Here is a 19,028-nt window from a genome sequence, read left to right on the forward strand (position 1 = left end):
ATTGCGCTGACGCTCACGCTCTCGGTCGTCTTGAGAGGGGATTGGACGGTGCGTGTGCCCCGTTGTATAGCGGACGATCTGCGGGTTTTCTGCGGGGTCCTTGCCCGCCCACCATCGCAGGACACGCCGCAAGTACGTCCTTGTAGGCTCTTACGCGGCATCCATGCCGCGTAAGGTCCCGCGACGGTGGGCGGGCAAGGGCCAGTGGAGATGGTCGGTGTGCATGGTTGCAAGCAGTGCATGCCGTGCGACCGTGCGATGCGATGCAGTGCGGTCTGATCGGCGTTCTTCGATGCGAGCAACTCGCTGCCATGCCGACATCGATTCACTCGTCATCGAAGGCGCGTCTGGGCAACACGTTGACGTCATCGCTACACCCCTCGAAAGGGTTTGTGCGCCACTCTTATTTCCCGCGCAATACCTGCGCCAGGAACGGCGCAGTGCGGCTGCCACGCTGCCGCGCAACCGCATCCGGCGCACCCGCCGCCACGACAGCGCCACCCGCATCGCCCGCGCCCGGCCCCATGTCCAGCACCCAGTCGCTGCTGGCGGCCACGCGCATGTCGTGCTCGACCACGATCACCGTATTGCCGGCCTCCACCAGGCCTTGCAGCTGACGCATCAAGGTATCCACGTCGGCCGGATGCAGGCCGGTGGTCGGCTCGTCCAGCACGTACACGGTATCGCGCCGCTGCGCGCGTTGCAGCTCGGTCGCCAGCTTGATGCGCTGCGCCTCGCCACCGGACAGCTCGGTGGCCGGCTGGCCGAGCCGCAGATAGCCCAGTCCCACTTCGCGCAGTACCTGCAACGGGCGCAGCACGCTGGCGTCGTCGGCAAAGAAGCTGGCGGCCTGGTCCACGGTCATCGCCAGCACCTGCGCGATGTTGTGCCCACGCAGCGCGATCTCCAGGGTCTTGGCGTTGTAGCGCGCGCCGTGGCAGCTGGGGCATGGCGCGTACACGCTGGGCATGAACAGCAATTCCACATGCACCGAGCCCTCGCCCTCGCAGATGGCGCAACGGCCCTTGGCGACATTGAACGAGAACTGCCCCGGGTCGTAGCGGCGGCGGCGTGCGGCCGGTGTGGCCGCGAACAACTTGCGTACCGGATCGAACAGGCCGGTGTAGGTGGCCAAGTTCGAACGTGGCGTGCGGCCGATCGGTTTCTGGTCCACCCGCACCAGACGCCGCACCTGGTCGTGCCCGCCGACGATCGCCCCACCCAGCGGCACCTGCGTGCCACGCTCCAGCGGGTCCAGCGCTTCGTCTTCCTCTGCCTGGGTTTGTCCAAGATGGGCGGCCAGCAGTTCCACCAGTGCCTGGCTCACCAGCGACGACTTGCCCGAGCCGGACACACCGGTCACGGTGGTGAACACGCCCAGCGGCAGGTCCACATCCAGCTCGCGCACATTGTTGCGGGTAATGCCGCGCAGCTGCAGCCAACCGGTGGCCGCACGCGCGTGGCTGTGCACCTGCGGCGGGGTGCCGAACAGGTAACGGCGCGTGGACGAGGCCTCCACCTGCTCCAGTCCCGCGGGCGGGCCGCTGTACAGCACCTGCCCGCCGTGCACGCCGGCAGCCGGGCCGACGTCGACGATCCAGTCGGCGTGGCGGATCACATCCACCTCGTGTTCGACCACGAATACTGAATTGCCGGCGGCCTTGAGCTGATCCAGCGCGCCCAGCAAGGCCTGCGCATCGGCCGGATGCAGGCCCGCCGATGGCTCGTCCATCACATACACCACGCCGAACAACTGCGAGCGGATCTGCGTGGCCAGCCGTAGCCGTTGCAGCTCGCCCGGCGACAGCGTCGGCGTGCTGCGCTCCAGGCTGAGATAGCCCAGGCCCAGCGCCTGCACCACCTCGATCCGCGCGCGCAGGTCGGCGGCGATGCGTTGCGCGGCGATCGCCTGCTCGGGATGCGTGTCGGCCTGCCTGCGCTTGTCGTTGCGCTTGCCAGCGGCACCTTCCGCAGCCGGGCGCAGCAGGTCGGCCACCTCATCCAGCGGCCGTCGTGACAGCTCGCCGATGTCCAGGCCGGCGAAGGTCACCGACAGCGCCTCGCGCCGCAGCCGCTTGCCGTCGCACTGCGGGCACTGCGTGCTGATCAGGTACTGCGCCACGCGCTTTTTCATCTGCGCGCTCTGCGTGGTGGCAAAGGTGTGCAGCACATAGCGCCGCGCACTGGTGAAGGTGCCCATGTAGCTGGGCTCCTCCTTGCGGCGCAGCGCGCGCTTGGCCTCGTCCAGGCTGTAGCCGGCGTACACCGGCACCACCGGTTGCTCGTCGGTGTAGAGGATCCAGTCGCGGGTCTTCTTCGGCAGCTTGTGCCACGGCAGGTCGACGTCGTGGCCCAGCGTGGTGAGGATGTCGCGCTGGTTCTGGCCGTGCCAGGCACCGGGCCAGGCAGCAACCGCGCGATCGCGGATGCTCAGCGTGGGATCCAGCACCATGGTCGCCTCGGTCGCATCGTAGATGCGCCCCAGGCCATGGCAGGTGGGGCAGGCACCGGCCGGGGTATTGGGCGAAAAGCCATCGGCGTAGATGATGTCCTGCCCCGGCGGGTAGCTGCCGGCACGCGAATACAGCATGCGCAGGGAATTGGAGATGGTGGTGACGCTGCCCACCGACGAGCGCGCACTCGGCGCGCCACGCGCCTGCTGCAAGGCCACCGCCGGCGGCAGGCCTTCGATGGAATCCACTTCCGGCACGCCGACCTGGTCGATCAGGCGCCGCGCATACGGCGAGATCGAATCCAGGTAACGCCGCTGCGCTTCGGCAAACACAGTGCCGAACGCCAGCGACGACTTGCCCGAGCCGGACACCCCGGTGAACACCACCAGCGCATCGCGCGGGATGTCCACGTCCACGTTCTTGAGATTGTGCTCGCGTGCCCCGCGCACGCGCACCAGACCGGAGGACGACGAGATTGCGTTGGACATGACCACCAGACCGACGTTAGACACAACTAGGCTAGCGCGGGACGCATGCAGCCGATGTCGTCGTAGCTGCGTTCAGATGCAGTCGAGTGCTTCAGGTCAACAGCCTGGTCGGTCGAGGGCGCGGTGCCCTCACCGCTCGCGGGATATGCCGTAAACCCGTTCGTGGTGGCTCGGTGGCGGCATCCATGCCACCACACGGTCCCGCAAGCGGCAAGGACACAGCACCAGAAAGTGGGTCGGTCGCTTTGTGAAAAGCGGACCATCTCACCGGTTGCATTGGCTTGCTGATGCATGCCGCAACCACATAAGAGTTGAACGCGTTAAAGGCGCCTCTTGCAGTGCTTGCACCCTGCACACCGACCATCCCGACGGGTCCTTGCCCGCCCACCGTCGCGGGACCTTACGCGGCATGGATGCCGCGTAAGCGCCTACAAGGACGTACGTGCGGCGTGTCCTGCGATGGTGGGCGGGCAAGGGCCCTGCAGCCAACTCACAAACCAGCCGCTCTACAACGCGATCACCCCAGCGCGTGCGCCGGCACCGGCTGCTCGCCGGTCTCCGCCAGCGCCTGCATGCGCGCCACCACACCACTGAACAGCCGTGCAGTCGCCGCGCCACGCGTGCGGAAGATCTCCTCCAGCACGCCGTAGTACCACAACGTGCCGGCGCGCCCGGCGGTGAACACATTGAAGATGTCCTGGCCCACGGCCGGGTTTTGCAGGTCCTGCACGATGGTGCGCGCGTTGTAGAGCTTGTCGCAGCCGGACACCAGCAAGGCGCGCTCGGGCGTGTTGCGCAGGTGCTCCAGGTAGGCCAGCTTGCGCTCGCGCCAGTCGCGTTTGCGTGCGCTGGCGGTATTGTCCACCTCGGCCTTGTCTTCGGCGGTGGCATCGGTACATGCCATCACGATGTCAGCCACCGCATCGCCGAACTGCGCGCGGATCGACGCCTCATGACCGCCGCCGCAATCTTCCACCACATCGTGCAGCAGCCCGGCGATGGCCTGTTCTTCGTCGCCGCCGCATTCCAGCACCAGCGTGGACACACCCAGCAGATGGCTCAGATACGGAATCTGCGTGCCCTTGCGCACCTGCCCGGCATGGGCGATGCGCGCGTAATCCACGGCCAGGGCGTAACGTTCGGTGAGAGCGGTCATGGGGCATCCGATGCGAGCGATGACGCATTATCGCCGAGCCCCGTGGCGCGCCAGGTGAGGATGGCGCGAGCGCGCGTGTGCAGACTCAATGACGCACTGTTGCGGCCGATATGGCTAGGCTACCCCCACGCCGCACGATTGCTCAGCCATGCCCACGCTCCCCGTTTGCAACGCCTGCCGCGACGGCCAGGACTTTCCCACCGCCATCACCATGGCGTTCCAGCCGATCGTGGACGTGTCCACCCGCAGCGTCTACGCCGGCGAAGCGCTGGTGCGCGGCGTCAACGGCGAATCGGCCGGCAGCATCCTGGCCGCCGTGGATGAGCGCAACCGCTACGCCTTTGACCAGGCCTGCCGCATCAAGGCGATCGAATGTGCCGCGCAGATCGCGCTGCCGGCCTTATTGTCGATCAACTTCATGCCCAATGCGGTCTACAACCCCGAGCACTGCCTGCGCGCCACGCTCTCGGCCACCGCGCAGTACGGCTGGCCGCTGGACGCGATCATTTTCGAGGTCAGCGAACAGGAACACCTGGCCGAGCCGGCGCATCTGCTCGACATCATGCGCACCTACCAGGCGCGCGGCCTGAAGACCGCCATCGATGACTTCGGCGCCGGCTATTCCGGCCTCGGCCTGCTGGCCGACTTCCAGCCGGACCTGCTCAAGCTGGACATTGCCCTGGTGCGCGGCATCGACGCCGACCGCAGCCGCCAGGCCATCGTACGCCACGCCACCCGCATGTGCGAAGAACTCGGTATCGCCGTCATCGCCGAAGGCATCGAGCACCCCGACGAATACCGCACCCTGCGCGACATGGGCATCCACCTGCAGCAAGGCTATCTGTTTGCCCGCCCACAGATCGGCGTGCTGCCGCAGGTGCACTGGCCGGACTGAGAAGGCGCGTGCGCAAGAAGCAGGCAAACCGCACCCTCTTCAGCAGATGCGCAATCGCCCAACACACATAACCCGCACCCGAAGAAATCAAACAGCGCGCAAACCGCTTTTCCGAATCCCGAATCCCGAATCCCGAATCCCTATTCCCTATTCCCCAGCACTGGCAAGTTCCGATGCCGGCCCCGGGTTGGCCTGATGTGCCAGGTATTGATGGATCTGCGCGACGACCGCCGCGCCCTCGCCCACCGCTGCGGCCACGCGCTTGACCGAGCCGGCCCGCACATCGCCGATGGCGAACACGCCGGGGCGGTTGGTTTCCAGCGGCAGACAGGCCGGCACGCCATCGCCGCGCGTATTGCCGGTGACGACGAAGCCGCGCGCATCGGTCTGCACGCACTGCTGCAGCCAGCCGGTGTTGGGGTCGGCGCCGACGAACAGGAACAGATGCCGCAATTCCACCCGCGTGGTCTGCCCATCGGCGCGCGTGCGCAACACCGCCGCCTGCAGGCCGCGCTCCGGGTCGCCGTCCAGCGCGGCCACTTCGGTGCCGGTATGCAGCTGCACGTTCGGCAGCACGGCGATGCGGTCGATCAGATATTGCGACATCGACGCTTCCAGCCCTTCGCCGCGAATGATCAGGTGCAGCTGCTTCACCCGCGGTGCCAGAAACGCCACCGCCTGGCCGGCGGAATTGCCACCGCCCACCAGCGCCACCACGCCGCCCTCGCACAGCCGCGCTTCCACCGGCGAGGCCCAGTACGACACCCCATGGCCTTCGAAACGCTCCAGCCCGTCGATCTCCGGACGCCGGTAACGCGCCCCCGAGGCAACCACCACGGTGCTGGCCAGCAGCTGCTTGCCGTCGGCCAGATCCAACTTCAGCGCACCATCGTCGCGCCCGCATTCCAGCGTGCCGGCCTCGATCGGAATCGCCAGCTCGGCACCGAACTTCAGTGCCTGGTTGTAGGCGCGCCCGGCCAGCGCCTGGCCGGAAATGCCGGTCGGAAAACCCAGGTAGTTCTCGATCCGTGCCGAGGCGCCGGCCTGGCCGCCGATGGCGCGCTGGTCCAGCACCAGCACCGACAGGCCTTCGGAGGCCGCATACACCGCCGTCGCCAGGCCGGCCGGGCCGGCGCCGACGATGGCCACGTCGTAGCGCTTGTCCGGGTCGATGTCCGGCGTCATGCCCAGGCAGTGCGCCGCTTCGGCATCGCTGGGCTGGCGCAGCACCCGCCCGCTCGGGCACACCATCACCGGTAGTTCCTGTTCCTGGATGCCGAAGCGCTGCACCAACGCGCGGCCTTCCTCGTCGGAAGCATCGATCACCGTGTTCGGGTAACCGTTGCGGGTGAGAAAGCCCTGCAAACGGGTCAGATGCGGATCGTCCGGCTCGCCGATCAACACCGAGCCCGAGGCATCGCCTTCGATCAAGCCGACGCGGCGCAGGATCAACGCGCGCATCACCACCTCGCCCACTTCGGCCGAGCTGATCATCAGCGCGCGCAGGTGTGCGGTGTCGAACGGCAACGCCAGGCAGCCCTGCGGCCCGGCACGCCCGCCGGCCAGCGACGCGCGCCCGGCCAGCTGGCTGACCTCGCCGGTGAACTGGCCGGGCGTCTGCAAGGTGATCGGCTTTTCGTTGCCCAACCCGTCGCGCCGCACCACTTCGATGGTGCCTTCCAGCACCACCCACACCGGCGCATGCGCATCGCCCACGTCGAAGACGATCTCGCCCGCATCGAAACGCTGCGCCGGCCCGCTGGCAAACCGCCGCGTGATCGCCAATTGGCCCGAGTCCAGCTCGGGAAACATCTGATGGTGGCGGGTATCGGCCAGGGACATGGAATGGCGACGCTAAGGGGGGAGTACATGCAAGCATGGCCAGCCGTGAGGGTGATGGCAATCACCCGGATACGCCATGCCGGGCGCGACAGAGCGACCATGCGCAAGCGCCGCGCGAGCACACCGGTGCGGCGTGTATGCAGGCATGACGCGTCACGCGCGTGCACGTCGTGCCGTGCGCTCACTGGAAGCGGTCGGCACAATCAACCGCAACCGTACGGGCAGAACGTGGCCGACGTAGCTGCCGCGCTGGCGGCCAAACGAACACGGCCCTGGACCCGCACCTGGTACGCAGCACTCGAACGCTCCGGTTGCTCCTGTTACTGCTGTTGCTCGGTTTACTCCGCTTGCTCCGCAGCATGCACCACGTCTTGTCAGCCACGCTGCGGTTGTACCGGCTCCCAATGCGGCCCGTGCTGGCCGGCGGCCATGCGCTCGGCCGGGCGCACGCGGAACACCACGCTGATGCGCTCGCCCACCGCACGTGCGGTCTTGGCGATGCCGTGCTCGTGGCTCAGTTGCGAGGCATGGCTCATCGCCAGCAGGCTGCCGGGCGCCAGCTCCACACCGATCGCACGCGTGTTGCCGTCCTTTGCGCGCAGCTGCATCCGCCGCGTCGCGCCCAGCGACACCAAGGCGATCGGATACGGCGCCTGCAGCGTCTGCAGCTTGTCGTGATGCATCGCCACACTGTCGCGGCCATCGCGATACAGATTCAGGCCCACGGCGTTGTACGGCGCTGGCAATACGGCCTGCACGGCATCGAGCAGCGCCTGCAGCGGCAGCGCGGGCGGCAGCGGCGTATCCAGCCGATACGAGGCCAGCAGGCGCGGCACCTCCACCACACGGTCGTACATCTCGCGGCGCTGGCTGTGCCAGTCGGTGGCCTGGCGCAACGCGGCAAAGCATTGCTGCGCCACGGCAGGCGCCAGCAGCTGCGGCCAATAGCGCACGCCGCCTTGCGTATCGTGCAGCAGCTGCACGGGCGCGGTGGGAGTATCGAACAGATCCATCCCGGTGATATGCGGGCGGTTTGCGCGATTTCAGCAGCCTGCCGTTGCGATCTCCCGCAGACGAAGCGCTACGTTCGCACGCTATCTCGCAGCTGCTGGCATTGCGCTCGTTCCGTGTAGAAAGGCGACCGATCTGTGCACCCGCTGTCTCCTGCGCGCAACACCGGCAAACTCTCAAAGACAGGCGTACGCATCACCGCCGCCCGCCGCGCACCGGTTAGCGAGCTCAACGATGCAGGCATGGACCTCATGCGATCAGGCCCGACAGCTGTGCTACGGTCCGGCGCTGCATCCGCCTGGAACCGTTCGCATGCAGCATCGCTCAATCGCCTTGTCTCCCCTGCGTTGGCTGGCGCTGCTTGCCGCCTGCGTCAGCTTTGCCGGCAACGCGGCGCCACGTGGGGACGACGCGGGCTTCAGCGCGGTCGACCCGTTGATCGGCACCGGTGGCGAAGGCCACACCTATCCCGGCGCCACGCTGCCGTTCGGCATGGTGCAGCTGAGCCCGGACACGCAGATCAAGCCGCGCAAGCAGGCCTACGGCTGGGCCGCCGGTTACCGGCATGGCGACACCACGATTGTCGGCTTCTCGCACACGCACTTTTCCGGCTCCGGGCATTCGGACCTGGGCGATGTGCTGCTGATGCCGCAGACCGGCCAGGTCAGGCTCGAACGCGGCGATGCCGCCACACCGGGCAGCGGCTACACCGCGCAGTTCGACCATGCCAGCGAGCAGGCGCAACCCGGCTATTACGCGGTGACCTTGAAAGACCGCAACATCCGCGCCGAACTCACCGCCAGTGCGCGCGTGGGTGTGCATCGCTACACCTTCCCCAAGGGCACACCGGCACACGTGTTGGTGGACCTGCGCACCAGCCTGTACGACTACCCCGGCAAGGTGCAGTGGTCGCGGCTGCGCGTACGCGGCGATGGCACCGTGACCGGCTTCCGCGAAACACGCGGCTGGGCACCCGGCCGCCAGCTGTACTTCGCCATGCGTTTTTCCCGCCCGCTCACCGCCACGCAATTGCACGACACCGAGCAGGACATCCCGTACAAGGGCTTTCCGCCGCCGGGCGAGAAGAATCCCGCACAGCGTGCACAGATCGAAGGCCGGCAGCTGGTCGGCGTGTTCGACGTCGCCAACGATGGCACGCCGCTGGTGGTCAAGGTTGCGCTGTCGCCGGTCAGCGAGGCCGGTGCCATCGCCAATCTCGATGCGGAGGTGCCCGGTTTCGATTTCGACCGCGTGCGCGCCGATGCGCGCGCGCAGTGGACACAGGCGCTGGCGGCGATCGATGCGCAAGGCACGCCGCAACAACGCACCCAGCTCTACACCGCGCTGTATCACACCCTGCTCGGCCCCACCCTGTTCATGGACAGCGATGGCCAGTACCGCGGGCCGGACAACGCCGTGCATCAGGCACATGGCTGGACCAACTATTCCACCTTCTCGCTCTGGGATACCTACCGCGCGCTGCATCCGTTGCTGACCCTGGTGCAGCCGCCGCAACGCAGCAGCGACATGGTCAATTCGTTGCTCGCCTCGCGCCGCGAGAGCGCCTACGGCATCCTGCCCGTCTGGGCGTTCCACGGCCTGGAAACCTGGTGCATGATCGGCTACCATGCCGTGCCGGTGATCGCCGACGCCTACATGAAAGGCATCGGCGGCTTCGATGCCGAGCAAGCGCTCGATGCCATGGTCGCCAGCGCCAACTACGGCCCCTACGACGGCATCGCGCAGTACCGCGAGCTGGGCTACGTGCCCATCGACGAAGAAGGCGAAGCCGCCTCCAAGACGCTGGAATACGCCTTCGACGACTGGACCATCGCGCGCATGGCCGACAAGCTCGGCAAGCCCGCCATCGCCGCGGAATTCAGCAAGCGCGCCGGCAACTGGAAACACGCCTTCGACCCGGCCACCGGCTACATGCGCGCGCGCACCCGTGCGGGTGACTTCCGCGCGCCGTTCGACCCCTCGGCCAGCGGCTACGGCAGCGACTACACCGAAGGCAATGCCTGGCAATACTCCTGGTACGTGCCGCAGGATGTCGCAGGACTTGCCGCCGCACACGGCGGCGGCGACACGCTGCTCGCGCGCCTGGATGCGGTGTTCGATGCCAAGGTCGACCCCAAGGTGTTCGCGCATATGGAAGACATCACCGGCCTGATCGGCTGGTATGCGCACGGCAACGAGCCCAGCCACCATGTCGCCTATCTGTACGCCTACGCCGGCCAGCCCTGGCGCACCCAGGCGCGGCTGACCCAGATCATGGACACCCAGTATCACGCCGGCCCCGAAGGCCTGGCCGGCAACGACGACCTTGGCCAGATGTCGGCCTGGTACGTGTTCACCACGCTGGGCTTCTATCCGGTGGCACCGGGCAGCAACCAGTACATCCTCGGCCGCCCGTTCCTGCCGCGCGCCACGCTCAAGCTGCCCAATGGCAAGCGCTTCAGCGTGATTGCCGATGGCCTGAGCAAGGCGCGCAGCTACATCGGCAGCGTCACCCTCAACGGCCAGCCGCTGACCCGCGCCTACCTCACGCATGAAGAAATTCAGGCCGGCGGCGAATTGCGCTTCCGCATGCAGGCCACGCCGAACACGCAATGGGCCACCGATCCGGCGCAGCGGCCGTATTCCATGTCCACCAACGCGCTGAGTCAGTAGTGGATGCCCATGCGTAGCCCGCAGGCATCGCGTTCCACCACCGCCGGCAGGCTGCCGGCGGTACCTGCGGCAATGCGCTGCGCGCTCCAGCAGGCCACCAGGGCATCCAGCACATCGTCCGGCTTGGCCAGCGCACGCGGCACCCGCCCCAGCAACGCGGCCACCTGCCTGGCGCCATAGCGCCGGCCCAGCAAGGCGGCGCGCTGTTGATGGCCCGCAGTGCTCTTCTTGCCCGCCGCCAGGCCGTGCCCGCTGGCGAGCACGGCGAACGACACCTCCGGGTGCACCTCGAACACGCGCTCGGCCCACAACGGATCGGCGCGCAAGGCATCGTCCCAGGCGCGGATCTTCGACAGCAGCGCAAACGACTGCACGCCAAAGCCACGCTGCCCGTCGTGGTCCAGCACCCGATGCAACGCAGAAGCGTCCACCTGCGTGCTCGCATGCAGCATGCCGCGCAATGGCGCGGCAAAGATGCTGGATGCGCGGCGCCCACCAACAACGCGCCGCGCCTGCACATCCGCAGCGCGGGGCGCGTGCTCGCTCAAACCGATCGGAATATCCACAGCCAGCACAGCGATGCCGCGTAATGCGTTCGCCACCGCGGCGACGGTGGGGTAGCCGGCAAACTGCAATCCATCGTCGGCCTGCCACACCGCCAGCCAACCGCTACCGGCGCCATCGATCCCTACACACTGCATTGTTGTCCTCCCGGTCGTGGTCTGCAGGCACGGCGCCCGTAGCACCGCTCGCAGGTGATCGGCGTGGCGCGTTCACATCATGCACAACATTCGTTCACCCGCACGCATCGCCAGTGTTTCCAGACTGCTCTGCATCGGGCCGCAGCACGCTGCGCCCTTGCCATCCCCCAATGCAGGAGCCAGTGCATGTCCAGCACCAAGAACCAGTACGAAATGCAGAACCCGCTTACCCAGTTTCCGCAGCCCAAGTTCCCCGAGCAGACCCAGGAAGCACCGGGCACCGTCCATGCATTGCAGCCCAAGGCCGACCATGGCGAGCAGAGCTACCAGGGCTTCGGCCGCCTGAAGGGCCGCAAGGCGCTGATCACCGGTGCCGACTCGGGCATCGGCCGCGCCACTGCGATTGCCTACGCACGCGAAGGCGCCGACATCGTGCTGAACTACCTGCCGGAAGAAGAGCAGGACGCCGCGGAAGTGGTGAAGTTGATCCAGGCCGAAGGCCGCAAAGCCATCAGCATCCCGGGCGACTTGAAGGACGAAGCCTTCTGCAATGAACTGGTCGCACGCGCGGTCAAGGAGCTTGGCGGGCTGGACCTTTTGGTCAACATCGCCGGCAAGCAGACCGCGGTGAAAGACATCGCCGACATAACCACCGAGCAGTTCGACGCCACCTACAAGACCAACGTGTATGCGATGTTCTGGCTGTGCAAGGCGGCCATCCCGCACCTGCCGCCGGGCGCATCCATCATCAACACCGGCTCGATCCAGTCCTACCAGCCCTCGCCGACGCTGCTGGACTATGCGTCCACTAAGGCCGCCATCGTCAACTTCACCAAGGGCCTGGCCCAGCAGGTCGCCGAGAAGGGCATCCGCGTCAACGCAGTCGCCCCCGGCCCGGTATGGACCCCGCTGCAACCCAGCGGTGGCCAACCGCCGGAGAAGATTCCCGAGTTCGGCTCGGAAACCCCGCTCAAGCGTGCCGGTCAGCCGGTGGAGATGGCGCCGCTGTATGTGATCCTGGCCTCGCAGGAATCCAGCTACGTCACCGGCGAGGTCTTCGGCGCCACCGGCGGCCTGCTGCTGTCTTGAGCCGCCACCGGGTCTGCTTCCAACGCGATGCCACCGGTGCCTTGCCGATTGCCGCCTATGCGGCGATCGGTGACGGCCGCTCGGTGGCCCTGTCCGGTGCGGACGGCAGCATCGACTGGTGGTGCGTGCCGAAGATGGACGCACCGCCGTTGTTCGATCGCCTGCTCGATGCCAACGAGGGCGGCTACTTCGCGCTGACGCCACGTGGCCTGCAGCATGTGCAACGCCGCTATCGCGACGGCAGCAACATCCTCGAAACCACCTGCACCACCGACACCGGCATTGCGCGCCTGACCGAATCGCTCAACAGCGGCGAGGCCGGGCTGCTGCCGTGGTCCGAACTGGCCCGGCGCCTGGAAGGCATCGAAGGCGATGCGGTCTTCGATCTGCTCTACCGGCCCGGTACGCGTGCCGGGCAAGCCACGCCCTGGCAAAGCGACACCCCGAACGGGCGGGTGCATCACATCGGCCAATTGATGACCATGCTGCGCTTCGACAGCAACGCCGTGCAGGTCACGCACTGCGACGACCGTGGCGTGCAGGCCACGCTCACGGTGGGCGCGGGCGACACGCATGTGGTCGCCTTGCTGGCTGCCGAAGACGATGCCCTGCCCGTGCCGACGCTGGAGGACATCAACGGCCGTATCGATCGCAGCGACGCCGAGTGGCGGCAATGGAGCGGCAACCTGCGCTACGACAACGGCTACCGCGACGCGGTGATCCGCTCGGCGCTGGCACTCAAGTTCCTGTGGTTCTCGCCCACCGGCGCCATCGCCGCTGCGGTCACCACCTCGCTGCCCGAGCAGATCGGTGAGAACGGTAACTGGGACTACCGCTATGCCTGGGTGCGCGATGCGGCCTACACCACCAAGGCCTTCCTGCGCGTGGGCGCCCTGGCTGACGCCAAGGCCGCCTTCAGCTGGTTGATGCGCACCATCCGGCACCATCGCCCGGGGGTTCGTCCGTGCTACACCCTCGACGGCGCCCTGGTACCGGACGAGCGCGAGATCGACATCCCCGGTTACCGCAATACGCGCCCGGTGCGCGTGGGCAACACGGCCAGCACCCAGTTGCAGCTGTGTCTGTATGGCGACATCTTCGAAATGGCAGCGCGCTTTCTCGATGCCGGTCATATCCTCGACCGGGAAACCGCGCGCCAGCTGTTCGAGCTCGGCAACGAATGCGCCGACACCTGGATGCGCAAGGATGCCGGCTTCTGGGAACTGCAAACCCAAGAGCACTACACCATGTCGAAGGTGGAATGCTGGCTGGCGCTGCGCCGCGCCAGCGAGCTGGCCAGGGCCGGCCACCTCTCCGTCGCCATGTTGCCGCGCTGGGAACGCGAACAGGAACGCATCCTGGAGTGGATCGACGCACGGTGCTGGTCGCAGGCCAAGCAGGCATACACCTTCTATGCCGGCACCGAAGACCTGGACGCCAGCCTGTTGCTGGCTTCGCGCTTCGGCCTGGGCGGCCCGCGCCGCGAGCGCATGATCGCCACCCGCGATGCCATCCGCAAAGAGCTTGGCACCGGCGCGTTGGTGCATCGCTACAGCGGCATGCAGCACCGCGAAGGCGCGTTCATCGCCTGTGCGTTCTGGCTGGTGGAGTCCTACGGCCTGCTTGGCGAGCGTGCCGAGGCCAGGCGCCTGTTCGAGCAATTGCTGCACCAGCTGGGCAACGATGTCGGCCTGATGCCGGAGATGGTGGATGCCACTGACGGCCAGGCCCTGGGCAACCTGCCGCAAGGCCTGAGCCACCTCGCCTTGATCCACGCGGCGCTGGCCGTGGATGGCGATTAGCCGGCGTCGGGCATCACCGCTGCGCGTAACAACCCGGCATCTGCGAATGTGCCTTCTTTTTCCGCAAGGCTGGAGAAAGCGCAGCGCGGCTGAGGGTGCACGTCCTCACCCGCGCGCCCGACGCCACCGCTGGCGCTAGCGCGCCACCACCACTGTCTGAATGGCATGCGCCGGAATGTCCAGTTCGCTCGATGCCTCGCCCACGTACAGGTTGTAACGGATCGCCACATCGCTGGCATTCATCACCACCGTGGCCAGGCTGCCATCGGTGTTGAGAAAGGACGTCGTTGCCAGATTGCTGCGGCTGCTGGCCGCACTCACCCGCCGCGCACCGGGGCGGATGAACTTGGAAAAGTGGCCGATGTACCAATAGCTCGGCGTGTAGATCACCTCGCCGGTGCGCGTGTCGGCATGCACCGGCGCAAAGCAGTAATTGCCCACATGGTTCGGCCCGCCATTTTGATCGAGCAGGATGTTCCAGTCGGTCCAGCCCACCGCACCATGATTGAGATCGTTGATGATGGCGGTGCCATAGCGCTCGCCATTGGGCCAGTACTGCAGCTTTGCCGGGTCGAACTTTTCCACAGCCGCTTCGGTCAGCAGGAGCGGCTTGTCCGGGTACGCCTGCGCCACGGCTGCGACGTTCTCCACCATCGGCGCGAACCCGGCCCAGGTCTCGTACCAGTGGAAGCCCATGCCCCACGCGTATTTCGCCGCTTCCGGATCGTCGAAGATCACGTGCGCGCGGTGCAGCATCATGTCGCGGTTGTGGTCCCACACGATGATCTTGCGGTCGCCATAGCCGGCCTGCGCCATCGTCGGGCCGAGGTGGTTCTTCAGGAAGTCGCGCTCTTCCTCGGCGGAAAACACCATCGACTCCCAGGTCTGCACCGCCATCGGCTCGTTCTGCAGGCTGATGCCCCAGATCGGGATACCGGCTTTTTCGTAGGCCGCAATGAAGCGCGTGTAGTAGGTGGCCCAGGCCTGCGCATACGCGGGCAGCAACTTGCCGCCCTTGAGCATGTTGTTGCTGTCTTTCATGAAGGCCGGCGCGCTCCATGGGCTGGCGAAGGTCGTCAACTTGCCGCCGGCCGCCGCAATGGCCTGGCGCAGCATCGGGATGCGATAACGCTGATCGTGGCTGACCGAAAAGCTCTTCAGCGCCGCATCGCCGTCCTTGATATAGGTGTAGCTGCCACTGCTGAAATCCGAACTGTGGATGGTGGTGCGCGCCAGCGTATAGCCGATGCCTTTTTGCGGGTCGTAGTAGGCAGTGAGCAATGCGCGCTGCGCAGGCTTGGGCAGCTTGGCGAAGGTCTCGGCACTGGCATCGGTGATCGCCCCGCCGATGCCCAGCACCTCCTGGAAGCGCCGCTGCGGATTGACGAAGATGGAGTTCTCTTTCTCGGTCAACGCATGCCGGGCCCTGGGCACCTCGACAGTGCTGACACGCATCTGCTGCGTTGCGCCTTGGGCGGAGGTGTAGACGCGTAGTGCGCCGGCGGGTGCTACTGGTGCAGCAGCAGCATCCGCAGCTTCTACCGCTTTCGATGCGGGCGTGGATGCAGATGCCGTCGATGCCGGCACCGGAATCGGTGTTGCTGATGCTGTTGCTGTTGTTGCTGCAGATGCCAACACCGTCTCAGTCGCAGCACCCCAAACTCCCAGAACTCCCACCATCGACCACGCAATCACTCGCTTCACCGTGCACCCTCCCAGGTTGGTGACCAAGCCTAACCGACCAACGCGGCGCAACATCGCGCAACAAACGAGCGCAACCATGCACCCTTCCACCAATGGACACTCCCTTCTCCCCTCGGGAGAAGGTGGCCGAAGGACGGGATGAGGGTACGCCTGCCAAGAGTGCAACCTGCCCCCTGCAATCAAGGCAACAACATAAACCCCGTCTGGAAAGACAGCCCCACGCCATCAGCAAACGTACCCTCACCCCAACCCCTCTCCGCTGGCGAGGGGCTTTGGGTCTGCGCGCGGCATCACCGCGACGAGCGTCGATCAGCGGCGCGCCAACCGATCCAAAATCCCAGGCACTTCCAACCCAAGCTCCCGCGCCAAAAACCCCACCGGCCCGATCCGCTTGGCCAACTGCCTGCCCGCCGCCGCATGCACAAACACGCCCCATAACGCAGCGCCCAACGCATCGCAGCCGCGCGCGGCAAACCCGGCAATCAATCCCGCCAGGACATCGCCAGACCCGGAGGTGCCCAACCCGGATGCACCCCCGCGATGCATCCACAGCGCACCATCCGGCCCGGCAATAAAACTGTCCGCACCCTTGACGATCACCACGCTGCGCAGCTTCTGCGCAAACTTCAGCGCGTACGCGCCCGGCGCCGCTTCCACCGCCGCCTTGTCGTCGCCGGCCAGGGTGGCCATCTCGCCCGCATGCGGCGTCAGCACGAACGGCCGCCCGATCGGCGCCCGCAGGCCACGCGACAACGCGCCGGCATCCAGCACCAAGGTGCACACCGCCTGTTCGGCAGCGCGCCTGACCATCGCCGTGGTGGTGGCCGACGACGCCATCCCCGGCCCGATCACTGCCGCATCGCAGGCCGCCATCGCCCCGTCCAGCGCGCGGTGCCCACGCACGATCTCGCCCTGCCCGTTCTGCGCCAGCCCCAGCACCAGCGCCTCCGGCACCGCCAAGGCCATGCCCGGCGCCACACTGGCGGCGGTGGCAATCTGCAACTTGCCGGCACCGGTGCGCAGCGCCGCCTCGCCGGCCAGCTGCACCGCGCCCGGCACGCGCATCGAGCCACCCACGATCAACACGCGCCCACGCTGCTCCTTATCGCCCCCCGGGGCCGGCAACGGCATCGACCGCAAGGCCGCAGCGGTGAGCATGCGCATGCGCGGGGCGGCCATCAGCGTGCCCCGGCCGGGCGGTCGGACTCGGTGGTCACCGGCTCGTCGGCCAGCTCTGGCGGCACGAACTTGGTGCGCAGCAATTCCAGCGATTGCCCGTCGGCCGCAGCCGCATAGTCGGTGACGCCGCAATTGGGCACATCGCCCTCGCGGTCGATGCCCAGGATGGTGGCCTCGTCCATCCGCTCGATCAGGTAGCGGAAGCAATTGACGATCACCTGATGCCCCACGATCAGCACCCGCGCGCCCACATGGTTGCGCTGCAGGTCGCCCACCACCCCGCGCAGGCGGAAGATCACATCGCACCAGCTCTCGCCACCGGGCGGGCGAAAGTAGAACTTGCCCACCAGCTTGCGCTGCTCGGCCAGCTCCGGGAAGGTCGCAAGAATGCCGGCCGTGGTGTAGCGGTCGAGCACGCCGAATTCCTTCTCGCGCAAACGCTCGTCCACGCTGACCGACTCGGCCGGCTGCCCCAGCGCACGCGCCACCGCAGCGGCGGTCTGGCGCGCACGTATGTAGGTGGAACTCAGGATCAGCGTCGGGCGCTCCTGCTCGGGCAAGCCGGCCATCCACGCCCCCAGCGCCTCGGCCTGGCGCTCGCCAAGGTTCGACAACGGCACATCCGCATCGCGGTGCTCCAGGTCGATCAAGGCCGCCCCGTTGGACTCGGCCAGATCACGCGCCACATTGCCCGCGCTCTGCCCATGCCGCACCACCCACAACCGCGCCGGCCACTGCGCCGAGACACCGGCTACCGCACTGTTCTCACTCACATGCTTCTCCTGCACAACGTCGGCCTCACGTGTCGCACAGCCGCCGTGAAAACATGGTCGACCAGCGCATCCGTGACCGGCGTTTCAATACGCACGCGCATCCATGACTGATGGCACAGCAACAAGCGAACGCAACGGATGGGTAACGCCGCGCCGCTATACTGCAGCCCCCCACCAGCCCGCCGCCCATGTCCAACGTCCTGGTGCTGCGCACGGCAAAAGAGCGCGAAGAACTGCTGCTGGAAGAGGTGCTGGACGCCACCGAGCAATGCATCGACGCCATCGGCCTGGGCGCCACCAGTTTCGAATTGATCGCCGAGCGCGCAAGGGTCAGCTGCGGCAGCCTGCTGCAACGCTTCGAAGACAAGGACGCGCTGGTGCGCGCACTGCTGGAGCGCAACTACATGCGCGCCATCCGCCAGATGTGGCTGGTGGAACGCCCGGCCAACGTGCACGTGGTGGATTTCATCGCCGGCCTGCTCGAGGAATGGCTGCTGCAGGAAATCAACATCAAGCGCACCCGCATCGACCTGGAACTGCACCTGGCCACCCTGCGCGACCCGGTGCTGGCCGCCTTCATGCGCCGGCAGAGCGCATCGCTCATCGAACACCTCAGCGCCCTGCTCAAGCGCCTGCTGCGCGGCCACGCCGACCCGGCCAGCAGCGAACAGGAATTCCAGGCCCGCGTCTTCGCCGTCGCCGCCATGTGCGGCGGCCTGCACAGCGTGATGACCAGCGGCATGGAGCTCAACCGCATGCATCTGCAGTTGATTCTGCGCGAGAGTTTGTCGGGGATTTTAAAGTCTGCGCCTGTGTAGCGTCAGCCACTTTCCGCCTGGTCTTCCAGACTCGCCGGCCACTGCACCTGCTTCAGCGCATGGGTCATCTGATCGGCAAGCAGCTCCAGACAAAACGCCAGCTCGTCCATGCAGATGGCCGGCTGACGCAATTGCTCTTCGGCCTGCGTGCGTGGCTGCGCCAAACGCGCCAGAAAGCGCATGTGGTCGCGTAATTGCTGCAGGCGGTATTGCGCGCCTTCTGGCAGGTAGTAGCCCGGGTGTGGCTGCCCATCGCGTACAACGTCCGTCATGGCCTGCTCCTCATTCCATGGAATCAGCCCGCCCGCCGCAAGGCGACGGACGGGAAGTCGGGAGGCTCGAAACCGCGTGTAGCCGGCGGGCGTATTCCCCTTACGAGTGTTGTATTAGCCGCCCTCCCGACGCAGGCATCACGTCGGTTGCACCCACAAAAGTTGCAGGCAC

14 protein-coding genes are annotated in these 19,028 nt (G+C 66.8%); 5 read left to right on the forward strand and 9 right to left on the reverse strand.

Annotated features, from left to right (window positions below; all coding sequences use genetic code 11):
• Nucleotides 1-403 precede the first annotated feature (403 nt).
• Complete coding sequence (locus FHT09_RS07740) at nucleotides 404-2,941, reverse strand: excinuclease ABC subunit UvrA (RefSeq protein WP_104604535.1); 2,538 nt, start codon at nucleotides 2,939-2,941, stop codon at nucleotides 404-406.
• A gap of 517 nt (nucleotides 2,942-3,458) precedes the next feature.
• Entirely contained in the window at nucleotides 3,459-4,097 is a 639-nt protein-coding gene (locus FHT09_RS07745; RefSeq protein ID WP_104604533.1) for an HD domain-containing protein, read from the reverse strand.
• A 148-nt stretch (nucleotides 4,098-4,245) separates the two neighbouring features.
• Here FHT09_RS07745 and FHT09_RS07750 point away from each other — a divergent pair, with 148 nt between their 5' ends.
• Nucleotides 4,246-4,992: an EAL domain-containing protein gene (locus FHT09_RS07750; protein ID WP_047124152.1), complete on the forward strand. Its 747-nt coding sequence runs from the start codon at nucleotides 4,246-4,248 to the stop codon at nucleotides 4,990-4,992.
• Between the two features lie 147 nt (nucleotides 4,993-5,139).
• Here the strand turns inward: FHT09_RS07750 and FHT09_RS07755 are convergent, their stop codons facing one another.
• A complete protein-coding gene (locus tag FHT09_RS07755) occupies nucleotides 5,140-6,834 on the reverse strand; it encodes an FAD-dependent oxidoreductase (protein ID WP_184416904.1) in 1,695 nt (564 codons plus the stop codon).
• A gap of 374 nt (nucleotides 6,835-7,208) precedes the next feature.
• Nucleotides 7,209-7,847, reverse strand: a complete 639-nt coding sequence (locus FHT09_RS07760; protein ID WP_104604531.1) for an alpha-ketoglutarate-dependent dioxygenase AlkB — start codon at nucleotides 7,845-7,847, stop codon at nucleotides 7,209-7,211.
• 310 nt (nucleotides 7,848-8,157) lie between these two features.
• On the opposite strand from FHT09_RS07760, the gene FHT09_RS07765 reads away from it, so the two are divergent.
• Nucleotides 8,158-10,518, forward strand: a complete 2,361-nt coding sequence (locus tag FHT09_RS07765; protein ID WP_104604529.1) for a GH92 family glycosyl hydrolase — start codon at nucleotides 8,158-8,160, stop codon at nucleotides 10,516-10,518.
• On the opposite strand, the gene FHT09_RS07770 is transcribed toward FHT09_RS07765, so the two are convergent.
• On the reverse strand, nucleotides 10,512-11,219 hold the full coding sequence (locus FHT09_RS07770) for a DUF429 domain-containing protein (RefSeq protein ID WP_104604527.1): 708 nt from the start codon (nucleotides 11,217-11,219) through the stop codon (nucleotides 10,512-10,514). The genes FHT09_RS07765 and FHT09_RS07770 overlap by 7 nt on opposite strands.
• Before the next feature lie 186 nt (nucleotides 11,220-11,405).
• On the opposite strand from FHT09_RS07770, the gene FHT09_RS07775 reads away from it, so the two are divergent.
• Together FHT09_RS07775 and FHT09_RS07780 are read left to right on the forward strand one after the other, a co-directional pair.
• The gene (locus tag FHT09_RS07775; protein WP_104538309.1) at nucleotides 11,406-12,308 is read left to right on the forward strand and encodes an SDR family oxidoreductase; all 903 of its coding nucleotides are present in this window, start codon (nucleotides 11,406-11,408) and stop codon (nucleotides 12,306-12,308) included.
• The gene (locus FHT09_RS07780) at nucleotides 12,305-14,110 is read left to right on the forward strand and encodes a glycoside hydrolase family 15 protein (protein ID WP_104604525.1); all 1,806 of its coding nucleotides are present in this window, start codon (nucleotides 12,305-12,307) and stop codon (nucleotides 14,108-14,110) included. The genes FHT09_RS07775 and FHT09_RS07780 overlap by 4 nt, the downstream gene beginning before the upstream one ends.
• A gap of 135 nt (nucleotides 14,111-14,245) precedes the next feature.
• Here FHT09_RS07780 and FHT09_RS07785 read toward each other — a convergent pair whose 3' ends face one another.
• From FHT09_RS07785 to FHT09_RS07795, 3 genes are all read right to left on the reverse strand, one after another.
• On the reverse strand, nucleotides 14,246-15,802 hold the full coding sequence (locus FHT09_RS07785) for a glycoside hydrolase family 30 protein (protein ID WP_258077160.1): 1,557 nt from the start codon (nucleotides 15,800-15,802) through the stop codon (nucleotides 14,246-14,248).
• Nucleotides 15,803-16,123: 321 nt separating this feature from the next.
• Nucleotides 16,124-16,993 carry an NAD(P)H-hydrate dehydratase gene (locus FHT09_RS07790; protein WP_104604519.1) on the reverse strand — a complete coding sequence of 290 codons (870 nt, stop codon included), beginning with the start codon at nucleotides 16,991-16,993 and terminating at the stop codon, nucleotides 16,124-16,126.
• A complete protein-coding gene (locus FHT09_RS07795) occupies nucleotides 16,993-17,781 on the reverse strand; it encodes a histidine phosphatase family protein (protein ID WP_104604517.1) in 789 nt (262 codons plus the stop codon). Before FHT09_RS07795 ends, FHT09_RS07790 begins: the two co-directional genes overlap by 1 nt.
• A 173-nt stretch (nucleotides 17,782-17,954) precedes the next feature.
• Here FHT09_RS07795 and FHT09_RS07800 point away from each other — a divergent pair, with 173 nt between their 5' ends.
• Entirely contained in the window at nucleotides 17,955-18,584 is a 630-nt protein-coding gene (locus FHT09_RS07800; RefSeq protein WP_104604515.1) for a TetR/AcrR family transcriptional regulator, read from the forward strand.
• A gap of 2 nt (nucleotides 18,585-18,586) precedes the next feature.
• Here FHT09_RS07800 and FHT09_RS07805 read toward each other — a convergent pair whose 3' ends face one another.
• Nucleotides 18,587-18,856, reverse strand: coding sequence for a hypothetical protein (locus tag FHT09_RS07805; RefSeq protein ID WP_104604513.1), 270 nt, complete (start codon nucleotides 18,854-18,856; stop codon nucleotides 18,587-18,589).
• Nucleotides 18,857-19,028: the final 172 nt, after the last annotated feature.

This window comes from Xanthomonas sp. CFBP 8152 (assembly GCF_014199025.1).
Classification (GTDB): domain Bacteria; phylum Pseudomonadota; class Gammaproteobacteria; order Xanthomonadales; family Xanthomonadaceae; genus Xanthomonas; species Xanthomonas arboricola_B.